The organism is Salmonella sp. NW1250 (assembly GCF_051812965.1).
Lineage (GTDB): Bacteria > Pseudomonadota > Gammaproteobacteria > Enterobacterales > Enterobacteriaceae > Salmonella > Salmonella enterica.
Window position 1 is genome coordinate 200595 of record NZ_JAMNDD010000003.1, and the last position, 12383, is coordinate 212977.

The 12383-nt window shown below is 54.4% G+C and carries 11 protein-coding genes and 1 other annotated feature; of the genes, 8 read left to right on the forward strand and 3 right to left on the reverse strand.

The window, feature by feature from the left end; genetic code table 11:
* Positions 1 to 75 precede the first annotated feature (75 nt).
* On the forward strand, positions 76 to 3438 hold the full coding sequence (gene mscK / locus NBA72_RS06540) for a mechanosensitive channel MscK (protein ID WP_000178249.1): 3363 nt from the start codon (positions 76 to 78) through the stop codon (positions 3436 to 3438).
* Between the two features lie 41 nt (positions 3439 to 3479).
* Here mscK and NBA72_RS06545 read toward each other — a convergent pair whose 3' ends face one another.
* The 3 genes from NBA72_RS06545 to priC all read right to left on the reverse strand — a co-directional run bounded on the left by NBA72_RS06545 (position 3480) and on the right by priC (position 5181).
* Positions 3480 to 4403, reverse strand: a complete 924-nt coding sequence (locus tag NBA72_RS06545; protein WP_023216295.1) for an Rpn family recombination-promoting nuclease/putative transposase — start codon at positions 4401 to 4403, stop codon at positions 3480 to 3482.
* Between the two features lie 69 nt (positions 4404 to 4472).
* The gene (rsmS, locus tag NBA72_RS06550; RefSeq protein ID WP_000051161.1) at positions 4473 to 4640 is read right to left on the reverse strand and encodes a pleiotropic regulatory protein RsmS; all 168 of its coding nucleotides are present in this window, start codon (positions 4638 to 4640) and stop codon (positions 4473 to 4475) included.
* A 13-nt stretch (positions 4641 to 4653) separates the two neighbouring features.
* Positions 4654 to 5181, reverse strand: coding sequence for a primosomal replication protein N'' (gene priC, locus NBA72_RS06555; protein ID WP_001519637.1), 528 nt, complete (start codon positions 5179 to 5181; stop codon positions 4654 to 4656).
* A 68-nt stretch (positions 5182 to 5249) separates the two neighbouring features.
* Here priC and NBA72_RS06560 point away from each other — a divergent pair, with 68 nt between their 5' ends.
* The 7 genes from NBA72_RS06560 (at position 5250) to adk (ending at position 12224) form a co-directional block, all read left to right on the forward strand.
* Positions 5250 to 5627 carry a DUF454 family protein gene (locus NBA72_RS06560; RefSeq protein ID WP_001189860.1) on the forward strand — a complete coding sequence of 126 codons (378 nt, stop codon included), beginning with the start codon at positions 5250 to 5252 and terminating at the stop codon, positions 5625 to 5627.
* Between the two features lie 152 nt (positions 5628 to 5779).
* Entirely contained in the window at positions 5780 to 6331 is a 552-nt protein-coding gene (gene apt, locus NBA72_RS06565; RefSeq protein WP_000127350.1) for an adenine phosphoribosyltransferase, read from the forward strand.
* Between the two features lie 113 nt (positions 6332 to 6444).
* A complete protein-coding gene (dnaX, locus tag NBA72_RS06570; protein ID WP_000121967.1) occupies positions 6445 to 8373 on the forward strand; it encodes a DNA polymerase III subunit gamma/tau in 1929 nt (642 codons plus the stop codon).
* Positions 7706 to 7770 (forward strand) — a sequence feature (DnaX frameshifting element). It overlaps the preceding gene by 65 nt.
* A 45-nt stretch (positions 8374 to 8418) precedes the next feature.
* Positions 8419 to 8748, forward strand: coding sequence for a YbaB/EbfC family nucleoid-associated protein (locus tag NBA72_RS06575; RefSeq protein WP_000467098.1), 330 nt, complete (start codon positions 8419 to 8421; stop codon positions 8746 to 8748).
* Positions 8748 to 9353 carry a recombination mediator RecR gene (recR, locus tag NBA72_RS06580; protein ID WP_001195023.1) on the forward strand — a complete coding sequence of 202 codons (606 nt, stop codon included), beginning with the start codon at positions 8748 to 8750 and terminating at the stop codon, positions 9351 to 9353. Before NBA72_RS06575 ends, recR begins: the two co-directional genes overlap by 1 nt.
* A gap of 110 nt (positions 9354 to 9463) precedes the next feature.
* Complete coding sequence (gene htpG, locus NBA72_RS06585) at positions 9464 to 11338, forward strand: molecular chaperone HtpG (RefSeq protein ID WP_001523272.1); 1875 nt, start codon at positions 9464 to 9466, stop codon at positions 11336 to 11338.
* 241 nt (positions 11339 to 11579) lie between these two features.
* Positions 11580 to 12224, forward strand: coding sequence for an adenylate kinase (gene adk / locus NBA72_RS06590; RefSeq protein ID WP_001220237.1), 645 nt, complete (start codon positions 11580 to 11582; stop codon positions 12222 to 12224).
* Positions 12225 to 12383 lie beyond the last annotated feature (159 nt).

A 12383-nucleotide genomic window follows, 5' to 3' on the forward strand; every position in this document is an offset into this window, starting at 1 on the left:
CTGTTTGTTACAGGCGTGATATTCTTGCGACTCAATTATTTCCGGTCTGCTTGCCGGTTCAGACACTTCATTCTCATGACTATGTTGCAGCTTTATAAACGTTCACAGCATTTTGTTTTTATTACAATTAGCGTCCTTATTATCCTGCTGTCCTGTCAGTCTCTGGCATTTGCCCGGGGGCAAACGAATGGCGACCTGCCGTCAAAAGCGGATGTGCAAAACCAGCTGGATACGCTGAATAAGCAAAAAGATCTCTCCGCCCAGGATAAGCTCGTCCAGCAAGACCTTATTGATACGTTAGCTACGCTGGAGAAAATCGAGCGGGTGAAAGAGGAGACCGTACAGCTACGGCAGAAGGTGGCGCAGGCGCCTGAAAAAATGCGTCAGGCGACGGCTGCGTTGAATGCGCTGAGCGACGTCGATAATGATGATGAAATGCGAAAAACGCTGAGTGCGCTTTCGCTACGTCAGCTTGAGCTGCGCGTGGCGCAGGTACTGGATGATTTGCAAAATTCGCAAAACGATCTTGCCGCTTATAACAGCCAGCTTGTTTCGCTACAGACCCAGCCGGAGCGCGTGCAAAACGCCATGTATACCGCCTCACAGCAAATACAGCAAATCCGTAACCGTCTGGACGGCAATAACGTCGGCGAAGCCGCGCTTCGCCCCAGCCAACAGGTGTTATTACAGGCACAACAGGCGCTGCTTAATGCGCAGATCGACCAGCAACGTAAGAGTCTTGAAGGGAATACCGTTTTGCAGGACACCCTGCAAAAACAGCGGGATTACGTGACGGCCAACAGTAATCGCCTTGAACATCAGCTTCAACTTTTACAGGAGGCGGTCAACAGTAAACGACTTACGCTAACGGAAAAAACGGCCCAGGAGGCCATTTCGCCGGACGAAACGGCGCGTATCCAGGCGAACCCGCTGGTAAAACAGGAACTGGATATTAACCATCAACTCAGCCAGCGTCTGATTGTCGCGACCGAAAACGGCAATATGTTGATGCAGCAAAACATTAAAGTAAAAAACTGGCTCGATCGCGCGCTGCAGTCGGAAAGAAATATCAAAGAACAGATTGCCGTCTTAAAAGGCAGCCTGTTGCTGTCGCGTATTCTTTATCAACAGCAGCAAACTCTGCCCTCCGCCGACGAACTCGAAGATATGACCAACCGCATTGCGGATTTGCGTCTGGAGCAGTTTGAAATCAACCAGCAGCGTGATGCCTTATTCCAAAGCGATGCCTTTGTCGACAAGCTGGAGGAGGGGCATACCAGCGAGGTGAATGATGAAGTTCATGATGCGTTGCTTCAGGTGGTGGAGATGCGCCGTGAGCTATTGGATCAGCTAAATAAACAGTTGGGTAACCAGCTGATGATGGCGATTAACCTGCAAGTTAACCAGCAGCAGTTGATGAGCGTATCGAAAAATCTGAAAGCCATTCTGACGCAGCAGATTTTTTGGGTGAACAGTAACCGCCCTATGGACTGGGACTGGCTTAAAGCGTTCCCCCAAACGTTAAAAGAGCAATTCAGCGCCATGAAAATCACGGTGAACTGGCAAAAAGCCTGGCCCGCGGTATTTATTGCTTTTTTGGCCGGGTTGCCGCTCTTGCTCATCGCCGGTTTAATCCGCTGGCGTCTGAAATGGTTAAAAGCGTATCAACAGAAGCTGGCCGCCGCCGTGGGATCGTTGCGTAACGATAGTCAACTCAATACGCCAAAAGCTATTCTGATCGATCTGATCCGCGCGCTGCCGGTGTGCCTGATTATCCTCGCGCTTGGACTGATCCTGCTGACCATGCAGCTAAATATCAGCGATCTGCTCTGGGCCTTTAGTAAAAAGCTCGCGATGTTCTGGCTGGTCTTTGGGCTGTGCTGGAAGGTGCTGGAAAAAGAGGGCGTGGCGATACGCCATTTTGGTATGCCAGCGCAGTTGACCAGCCACTGGCGTCGCCAGATTGTACGCATTAGCCTCGCATTGCTGCCGCTGCACTTTTGGTCTGTGGTGGCGGAGTTGTCGCCGCTGAATCTGATGGATGACGTGCTGGGGCAGGCGGTTATTTTCCTCAATCTGCTGGTCATAACATTGCTGGTGTGGCCACTGTGCCGGGAAAGCTGGCGCGATAAAGAATCTCACGGCATTCGACTGGTGACCGTGACGATTCTTTCCATCATTCCGGTGGCGTTAATGGTATTAACGGCGACCGGCTATTTCTATACCACCCTGCGCCTGGCGGGACGCTGGATTGAAACCGTCTATCTGGTCATTATCTGGAACCTGCTTTATCAAACGGTGCTGCGCGGGTTAAGCGTAGCGGCGCGCCGGATTGCCTGGCGACGCGCGCTGGCTCGTCGTCAGAACCTGGTAAAAGAGGGAGCGGAAGGCGCGGAGCCACAGGAAGAACCCACCATCGCGCTGGAGCAGATTAACCAGCAAACATTACGTATCACGATGCTGCTAATGCTTGCCCTGTTCGGCGTTATGTTCTGGGCGATTTGGTCCGATTTGATCACCGTATTCAGCTATCTTGATAGCATCACTCTGTGGCACTACAACGGCTCCGAAGCTGGCGCTGCGGTGGTGAAAAGCGTGACGATGGGCAGCTTGCTATTCGCCATTATTGCCGCGATGGTGGCCTGGGCGCTTATCCGCAACTTACCCGGCCTGTTGGAAGTGCTGGTGCTTTCACGTCTGAATATGCGCCAGGGGGCTTCGTATGCGATCACCACGATCCTTAACTACGTCATTATCGCTGTTGGCGCGATGACAGTATTCGGATCGCTCGGCGTCTCGTGGGATAAACTCCAGTGGCTGGCGGCGGCGTTGTCGGTGGGTCTCGGTTTTGGGCTACAGGAGATCTTCGGTAACTTTGTCTCGGGTTTAATCATCCTCTTCGAACGTCCGGTACGCATTGGCGATACGGTAACGATCGGCACCTACTCCGGCACGGTCAGTAAGATTCGTATTCGCGCCACCACTATTACCGATTTTGATCGTAAAGAAGTGATCATTCCGAACAAAGCATTCGTAACGGAGCGGCTGATTAACTGGTCCCTCTCCGATACCACGACCCGTCTGGTTATCCGGCTTGGTGTGGCTTATGGCTCGGATCTGGAGAAAGTGAAAAGAGTCCTGCTACAGGCGGCGATGGAGCATCCGAAGGTGATGCACGATCCGGAACCTGCCGTATTCTTCACCACCTTTGGCGCCAGCACTCTGGATCATGAACTGCGTCTGTATGTGCGTGAATTGCGCGATCGTAGCCATACGGTGGATGAACTGAACCGCGCGATCGATCGACTGTGCCGTGAAAATGATATCAATATCGCCTTTAACCAGCTTGAGGTGCATCTGCATAACGCGAAGGGCGACGAAGTCACTGAAGTGAAGCGCGATCTCAACGGCGGCGATCTGGCGCCTACGGCAAGCTAAAAGGCGGTGGGCCGCGCGCTTTATGAGTGCGCGCGGCGCCGCTAATGCGACAGCGTAGAAAGCTCTTCCGGCGTAATGCCGGTGACGCTGGCAATGAGCCCGGGTTCCAGCCCGTTGGCAAGCATTTTGCGGGCAATAGCGCGCGCTTCGGCCTCACGGCCTTGTGCTAACCCTTGCTCAAGGCCTTTTTGCAACCCTTCCGTTCGGCCTTTTTCTTCCAGCCATTCCGCTATTGTCATCAGTTGTTCCTTATACTGCGGCGCGCCCTGCGCCAGTTGACGAATCAGCGCCCCGGGTTCTGCGGCGTTTCCTGCTTTCAACATATAGTTGATCAGCACACTGAGCTGTGTGTCCGTCAAATGATCCTGCGTTAAAAGCGTGATAAGGGGGTCGAGCAGTTCGCTTAAATCGCGTTGACGAATGTGTTTTTGCAGGAGCTCTAACATCGCTATCCGCCGATGCTGCAAAAGCTGATTATCCGGCATTATCGTCAGGTCGACCAGCGCAAATTCGCAGCTGTATAAGGCCTTCGCCATATCCGGTTTCACAAACATATTATGCCAGTTAAGGCTATAGGGCCACGGGCTTTCCGGACCGTGATAAAAGAGGATTGGCACCACCAGCGGCAAGGTATCATGGCCGGCATCCAGATGACGCTGCATGGCGGCAATGGCGTACCGCATCAGGCGAAAAGCCATCAGCCGGTCTGATTTGCTCTGATGTTCAATGAGCGCGTAAACATACCCGGGGCCGTGTTGGGTATGCAGAGAGTAGAGAATATCTGAATAGCGGCTGCGTAAATTGTCTTCAACAAAACTCCCTGACTCCAGCTTCAGTGAATCCAGATCGCAGATTGCAAGAAAGGCTTCTGGCAAGTGGATAGCCAGAAAGTCGCGGGCGACCTCTTTTTGCATCAGCATTTGTCGAAATACCGCATCGTGCGGCGTGGTGGGTAGACGTTCCATGACCTGTCCCTTGTTGCCTGACGGTAGCGACCACTTTGTCAGCGACAACGAGGACAAACCAGGGGGCAATTACTCTGTTTGCGAGTCGTCTTCCGTACTTTTTAACTTGTTTTCATAATCACGCATAACTATTTCCAGCGCGCGTAGCACCGTTCGTGCCGGTAAGCGATTCTCTTCAAGCAGCACAATTAAATCCACGGCCAGTTTGACTTCATCAGGGGCATTTTCAAGCGACATACTTTCTCCAGGATTAACGGGTTAAACGCGCCAGTACGTTTTCTATTTTCTCCAGCGCATGTCGGCAGCGCGCCAGCCGTCCTTCATAGATCTCGACTTCCTTTTGCAGCGTTTGTTGTTCGACAAGGCCAGTCGCCTGCGCCAGACGAATTTTGCGCTCCTGTGTCATCGCCAGTAGTCGACGTTCAAACTCCTGATGCTGTATTCGTCTGCGCTGCCAACGGCCAAGCCCTGGCGCGGCGGTGTCCCACTGGCGCAGCGACCAGGCGGCGGTTTCACGCGATATCGCCTCCAGTTGCGAAGCCAGATGTTCCGCCAGCCAGGCGACTTGCGGCAGCTGCTCATGTTTTACCGCCTGACGCAACGCGGCGAGATTGGCGTCAGCCTCTTCCAGATATCCCTGCAACAGAGTACTGCGGGTACGGAAAAGGTGTCGGTCAAAGCGCGCGCTTAACGTCGCATGTTGCGCCAGCGGCGCGCAGCGTTGGCGTAGCGTCGCCAGCCTCTCTTCCAGCGTCTGTAACAGCATAGCGGTTTTCAATTCAACACCCCGATGAAAATAAGACAGGCTGTGCTACAGTAGCCTTCTGTTTGATAACGATTCGCATTATGCAACGTACTATTTTAATCATCATTGGCTGGCTGGCGGTAGTATTAGGGACACTGGGCGTGGTTTTGCCCCTGTTGCCGACTACGCCGTTCATTTTACTGGCGGCCTGGTGTTTCGCCCGCTCGTCGCCGCGTTTCCATGCCTGGTTGTTATACCGCTCATGGTTTGGCGGTTATCTGCGCCACTGGCAGCGCTATCGGGCCATGCCGCCGGGAGCGAAACCGCGAGCGATCGCGTTGATATTGCTGACCTTTGGTATATCGCTGTGGCTGGTGAATATGATGTGGGTGCGGGTGCTGCTGTTGGTTATTTTGGCCTGTCTGCTGATTTTTATGTGGCGGATACCGGTGATTGATGAAAAGCAACAAAAGCGCTGAAGCACACGAATCGCTGTTGCAATTGTCGTTCACAGCCAGTAAATTCGACCGTTTTCGAGCACAGGCGCAGGCGGTCAAAGAGTAACCGAGCGTTACCCCTGACCGAAAAATATTGCGCCGTGAGTAACACCGTACTTAGCAGGCATATATCCATGACCGCGACTGCACAGCAGCTTGAGTTTCTCAAAAACAGCATCAAAAGCATTCAGGATTACCCGAAACCGGGCATTCTTTTCCGTGATGTCACCAGCTTACTGGAAGACCCGAAAGCCTACGCGCTCAGTATTGAACTGTTGGTTGAGCGTTATAAAAATGCGGGTATCACCAAAGTGGTCGGCACCGAAGCGCGTGGCTTCCTGTTTGGCGCGCCGGTTGCGCTTGGGCTGGGCGTTGGTTTTGTTCCGGTACGTAAACCGCGCAAATTACCGCGTGAAACTATTGCCGAGACCTATGAATTAGAGTACGGCACCGATCAGCTGGAAATTCATGTCGACGCGATTAAACCTGGCGACAACGTGCTGGTCGTGGACGATCTGCTGGCGACTGGCGGCACCATTGAGGCGACCGTGAAGCTGATCCGTCGTCTGGGCGGGAAAGTCACCGATGCGGCGTTCATCATCAATTTGTTCGATCTGGGCGGCGAGCAGCGTCTGGAAAAGCAGGGAATTACCTGTTATAGCCTGGTGCCGTTTCCAGGGCATTGATTCAGGCTATCCGCACTGCTATTTTAGCCAGAGAGACAACCTCGCTGTATCGGCGAGGTTGTGTTAGCATTACCCTTCTATGAATCCACCTTCCAGCGTTTCAGAGCCTGCCAATGAGTTATCAGGTCTTAGCCAGAAAATGGCGCCCACAAACCTTTGCTGACGTCGTCGGCCAGGAACATGTGCTGACCGCACTGGCGAACGGCTTGTCGTTAGGGCGCATTCATCACGCATATCTTTTTTCCGGCACGCGCGGCGTCGGCAAAACCTCTATCGCCCGACTGCTGGCGAAGGGGCTGAACTGCGAAACCGGTATTACCGCGACGCCGTGCGGCGTTTGCGATAACTGTCGGGAAATTGAGCAGGGGCGTTTTGTCGATCTCATTGAGATTGACGCCGCATCGCGTACCAAAGTCGAAGACACCCGCGACCTGCTGGATAACGTCCAGTACGCGCCTGCGCGCGGTCGCTTTAAAGTCTATCTGATCGATGAAGTCCACATGCTGTCGCGCCACAGCTTTAATGCGCTACTTAAAACGCTTGAAGAGCCGCCAGCGCATGTGAAATTTTTACTGGCGACCACCGATCCGCAGAAGCTGCCGGTGACCATTTTGTCGCGCTGCCTACAGTTTCATCTCAAAGCGCTGGATGTTGAACAGATTCGCCATCAGCTTGAGCATATTCTCAATGAGGAACATATCGCTCACGAACCCCGCGCGTTGCAGTTGTTATCACGCGCGGCTGACGGTAGCCTGCGCGATGCATTAAGTCTGACTGACCAGGCGATCGCCAGCGGCGACGGGCAGGTTTCGACGCAGGCGGTAAGCGCCATGCTCGGTACACTGGACGACGACCAGGCTTTGTCATTAGTCGAGGCAGTGGTTGACGCTAACGGCGAACGCGTCATGTCGCTTATCAACGAGGCGGCGGCGCGCGGTATTGAATGGGAAGCGCTGCTGGTCGAAATGCTTAGCCTGCTGCACCGTATTGCGATGGTGCAACTTTCGCCTGCCGCGTTAGGCAGCGATATGGCGGCTATCGAGCAACGGATGCGCGAACTTGCCCGGACGGTGCCTCCCGGCGATCTTCAGCTCTATTATCAGACGTTGTTGATTGGTCGCAAAGAATTGCCCTGGGCGCCGGACCGGCGGATGGGCGTTGAAATGACGTTACTGCGTGCGCTGGCGTTTCACCCGCGTATGCCCTTGCCGGAGCCTGAAACGCCGCGGCAGTCTTTTGCGCCCGTGGCCCCAACGGCGGTAATGACGCCGCCGCAGGTGCAGCAGCCGTCGGCGCCCGCGCCGCAGACATCGCCAGCGCCGCTGCCGGCGTCTACCAGTCAGGTGCTGGCGGCGCGCAATCAGTTACAGCGCGCGCAGGGAGTAACCAAAACAAAAAAGAGTGAACCGGCAGCCGCATCCCGCGCGCGGCCGGTGAATAACTCTGCGCTGGAGCGGCTGGCCTCGGTTTCGGAGCGCGTACAGGCGCGCCCGGCGCCGTCTGCGCTGGAAACGGCGCCAGTAAAGAAAGAGGCTTATCGCTGGAAGGCCACCACGCCGGTAGTGCAAACCAAAGAAGTGGTGGCTACGCCAAAAGCGCTTAAGAAAGCTCTGGAGCATGAAAAAACGCCGGAGCTGGCGGCTAAACTGGCGGCGGAAGCGATTGAGCGCGATCCGTGGGCGGCGCAGGTAAGCCAGCTTTCTTTGCCTAAGCTGGTGGAGCAGGTGGCGCTCAATGCCTGGAAGGAGCAGAACGGCAACGCGGTTTGTCTGCATCTGCGCTCGACGCAGCGGCACCTCAATTCCAGCGGCGCGCAGCAAAAGCTGGCGCAAGCGCTCAGCGATCTGACGGGAACGACGGTTGAACTGACCATCGTTGAAGATGATAATCCCGCGGTGCGTACGCCGCTGGAATGGCGTCAGGCCATTTATGAAGAGAAACTCGCGCAAGCGCGTGAGTCAATTATTGCGGATAATAACATTCAGACGCTGCGTCGATTCTTCGACGCCGAGCTGGATGAAGAGAGTATCCGCCCCATTTGATCGTAAGCCTGGCTTGCGATTGTGAACCATCAAGAGAGAGAGCTTATGTTTGGAAAAGGCGGTCTGGGCAATCTGATGAAACAGGCCCAGCAGATGCAGGAAAAAATGCAGAAAATGCAGGAAGAGATTGCGCAGCTGGAAGTGACCGGCGAATCCGGCGCGGGTCTGGTGAAGGTTACCATCAACGGCGCGCATAACTGCCGCCGCGTGGAAATTGACCCAAGCCTGCTGGAAGATGACAAAGAGATGCTGGAAGATCTGGTCGCTGCGGCCTTCAACGATGCGGCGCGCCGCATTGAAGAGACGCAAAAAGAGAAGATGGCTTCCGTCTCTTCCGGTATGCAACTGCCGCCAGGCTTTAAGATGCCATTCTGATGCAAACCAGTCCGCTGTTAACTCAGCTTATGGAAGCGTTGCGCTGCCTTCCGGGCGTCGGCCCTAAGTCGGCGCAGCGGATGGCGTTTACCCTGTTGCAGCGCGATCGCAGCGGCGGAATGCGCCTGGCGCAGGCGCTGACCCGGGCGATGTCGGAAATCGGCCACTGCGCCGACTGCCGCACCTTTACCGAGCAGGATGTTTGTAATATCTGTTCGAACCCGCGGCGTCAGGAAAACGGCCAGATTTGCGTGGTGGAGAGTCCTGCGGATATCTACGCCATTGAGCAGACCGGGCAATTTTCCGGGCGGTATTTCGTGCTGATGGGCCACCTGTCGCCGCTGGACGGCATCGGGCCGGATGATATCGGTCTCGATCGTCTGGAACAGCGGCTGGCGTCAGAAAAAATCAGTGAGCTGATCCTCGCGACCAACCCGACGGTTGAAGGGGAGGCTACCGCGAACTATATTGCCGAGCTGTGCGCGGAGGCCGGCGTCGAAGCCAGTCGTATCGCCCACGGCGTGCCGGTTGGCGGCGAACTGGAGATGGTCGACGGTACGACGCTGTCCCACTCGCTGGCGGGACGCCATAAGATTATTTTCTGAACAAACGGAGGCGGCATTCGCGGCCTCCGCTTGAAATCACACCCGCTTGTCCCCATCTCACCCTCAACGTATTTTTACCATTAAAAATGGCATTGTTGAGGTCTATCCACATGAAAGGACAAGAAACGCGTGGTTTTCAGTCAGAAGTTAAACAGCTTCTGCACCTGATGATCCATTCTCTTTATTCCAATAAAGAAATCTTCCTGCGTGAACTCATCTCTAACGCCTCAGATGCGGCGGACAAGCTGCGTTTCCGCGCTCTGTCAAACCCGGATCTGTATGAAGGAGATGGCGAGCTGCGTGTGCGCGTCTCTTTCGATAAAGATAAGCGTACGTTGACCATTGCCGATAACGGCGTGGGGATGAATCGTGATGAGGTGATTGACCACTTAGGCACCATTGCCAAGTCCGGCACCAAATCTTTCCTCGAATCAATGGGGTCCGATCAGGCGAAAGATAGCCAGCTCATTGGTCAGTTTGGCGTAGGCTTCTACTCCGCGTTTATTGTGGCCGATAAAGTGACCGTACGTACACGTGCGGCAGGCGACAAGCCGGAAAATGGCGTGTTCTGGGAATCGGCAGGCGAAGGCGAATACACCGTTGCCGATATCACCAAAAATGACCGTGGTACGGAAATCACCTTACACCTGCGTGAAGGCGAAGATGAATTCCTCGATGACTGGCGCGTACGCTCGATTATCAGTAAATATTCCGATCACATCGCATTGCCGGTAGAGATTGAAAAACGGGAAGAAAAAGACGGCGAAACCGTGATTTCCTGGGAGAAAATCAACAAGGCCCAGGCGTTGTGGACCCGTAACAAGTCGGAAATTAAAGACGACGAGTACAACGAGTTTTACAAGCACATCGCGCATGATTTCACCGATCCGCTGACCTGGAGCCACAACCGCGTGGAAGGTAAGCAGGAGTACACCAGCCTGCTGTATATCCCGTCGCAGGCGCCGTGGGATCTGTGGAACCGCGATCACAAACATGGTCTGAAGCTGTACGTACAGCGCGTGTTCATTATGGACGATGCCGAGCAGTTCATGCCTAACTATCTGCGTTTCGTGCGCGGCCTGATTGATTCTAATGACCTGCCGTTGAACGTCTCCCGTGAAATCCTGCAGGACAGCACGGTAACGCGTAATCTGCGTAGCGCTCTGACCAAACGCGTTCTGCAAATGTTGGAAAAACTGGCGAAAGACGACGCGGAAAAATACCAAACCTTCTGGAAACAGTTCGGTCTGGTGTTGAAAGAAGGCCCGGCGGAAGATCACGCCAACCAGGAAGCGATCGCTAAATTGTTGCGCTTTGCCTCCACCCATACAGACTCTTCCGCCCAGACCGTGTCGCTGGAAGATTACGTCTCCCGGATGAAAGAAGGGCAGGAAAAAATCTACTACATCACCGCAGACAGCTATGCGGCGGCGAAAAACAGCCCGCACCTGGAGCTGCTGCGTAAGAAAGGCATCGAAGTGCTGCTGCTCTCCGATCGCATCGACGAGTGGATGATGAACTACCTGACCGAGTTTGACGGTAAAGCATTCCAGTCGGTCGCTAAAGCCGATGAGTCCATCGAAAAACTGGCGGATGAAGTCGACGAAAACGCGAAAGAAGCGGAAAAGGCGCTTGAGCCGTTCGTGGAGCGTGTCAAAACCCTGCTGGGCGATCGCGTGAAAGAGGTGCGTCTGACGCACCGTTTAACCGACACGCCGGCGATTGTCACCACCGATGCGGATGAAATGAGCACCCAGATGGCGAAACTGTTCGCCGCGGCCGGTCAGTCCGTGCCGGAAGTGAAATACATCTTTGAGCTCAACCCGGATCATGTGCTGGTCAAACGCACTGCCGATACCGAGGATGAAGCGCAGTTTAAAGAGTGGGTCGAGCTGCTGCTGGATCAGGCGCTGTTCGCTGAACGCGGTACGCTGGAAGATCCGAACCAGTTTATCCGCCGTATGAACCAGTTGCTGGTGTCCTGATAACGCTCATCTGATTGCCGGATGGCGACGCGAAGCATCTTATCCGGCCTACGGGCGAGTACTGTTTGTAGGCCGGATAAGCGCCAGCGCCATCCGGCATTTTTTATAATACCTTCTCTTTTCTGGATTTCTCTTCGTTAACCGTTTCAGCATCAGGCGGCTTCCTTGAGCGAAATGCGTGATGGTGGTATCGTTTAGCGCTTTTTAAAAAATATCGACAACCTTTGAGGGGATTTTCGTAATGCGTATTATTCTGCTTGGCGCTCCGGGCGCGGGTAAAGGAACTCAGGCTCAGTTCATCATGGAGAAATATGGTATTCCGCAAATCTCCACTGGCGATATGCTGCGCGCCGCAGTGAAATCAGGCTCCGAGTTGGGCAAACAGGCGAAAGATATCATGGACGCCGGTAAACTGGTGACCGATGAACTGGTGATTGCGCTGGTTAAAGAGCGTATCGCCCAGGAAGACTGCCGTAACGGTTTTCTGCTGGACGGTTTCCCGCGCACGATCCCGCAGGCTGACGCAATGAAAGAAGCGGGTATTGTGGTGGATTACGTGCTGGAATTCGACGTACCGGACGAACTGATCGTTGACCGTATTGTGGGTCGTCGCGTACACGCCGCCTCTGGCCGCGTTTACCACGTTAAGTTTAATCCGCCGAAAGTGGAAGGCAAAGATGACGTCACCGGCGAAGATCTGACGACCCGTAAAGACGATCAGGAAGAGACCGTTCGCAAACGTCTGGTGGAATATCATCAGATGACCGCGCCGCTGATTGGCTACTACCAGAAAGAAGCGGAAGCGGGCAACACCAAATACGCTAAAGTTGACGGTACGCAGGCCGTTGCCGACGTGCGCGCAGCGCTGGAAAAAATCCTCGGTTAATTTTTTTCGCGTAGTGAACCGCTTATCAGGCCTGCCATTATCCCGCAAGCCTGATAAGCGTAGCGCCATCAGGCAATCGGTGCCGGATGGCGGCCTGAACGCCTTATCCGGCCTGCTGGTATCGTTAGCGCCATTCGGCAAATTCTCGTCTTACCTCTC

What these genes read in the sequence shown, in the direction of transcription:
- NBA72_RS06560 (WP_001189860.1), top strand. Translation starts at nt 5,250, where the DNA reads ATGCAACGTACTATTTTAATCATCATTGGCTGGCTGGCGGTAGTATTA.
- NBA72_RS06575 (WP_000467098.1), top strand. Translation starts at nt 8,419, where the DNA reads ATGTTTGGAAAAGGCGGTCTGGGCAATCTGATGAAACAGGCCCAGCAG.
- rsmS (WP_000051161.1), bottom strand. Translation starts at nt 4,640, where the DNA reads ATGTCGCTTGAAAATGCCCCTGATGAAGTCAAACTGGCCGTGGATTTA.
- recR (WP_001195023.1), top strand. Translation starts at nt 8,748, where the DNA reads ATGCAAACCAGTCCGCTGTTAACTCAGCTTATGGAAGCGTTGCGCTGC.
- mscK (WP_000178249.1), top strand. Translation starts at nt 76, where the DNA reads ATGACTATGTTGCAGCTTTATAAACGTTCACAGCATTTTGTTTTTATT.
- htpG (WP_001523272.1), top strand. Translation starts at nt 9,464, where the DNA reads ATGAAAGGACAAGAAACGCGTGGTTTTCAGTCAGAAGTTAAACAGCTT.
- adk (WP_001220237.1), top strand. Translation starts at nt 11,580, where the DNA reads ATGCGTATTATTCTGCTTGGCGCTCCGGGCGCGGGTAAAGGAACTCAG.
- dnaX (WP_000121967.1), top strand. Translation starts at nt 6,445, where the DNA reads ATGAGTTATCAGGTCTTAGCCAGAAAATGGCGCCCACAAACCTTTGCT.
- apt (WP_000127350.1), top strand. Translation starts at nt 5,780, where the DNA reads ATGACCGCGACTGCACAGCAGCTTGAGTTTCTCAAAAACAGCATCAAA.
- NBA72_RS06545 (WP_023216295.1), bottom strand. Translation starts at nt 4,403, where the DNA reads ATGGAACGTCTACCCACCACGCCGCACGATGCGGTATTTCGACAAATG.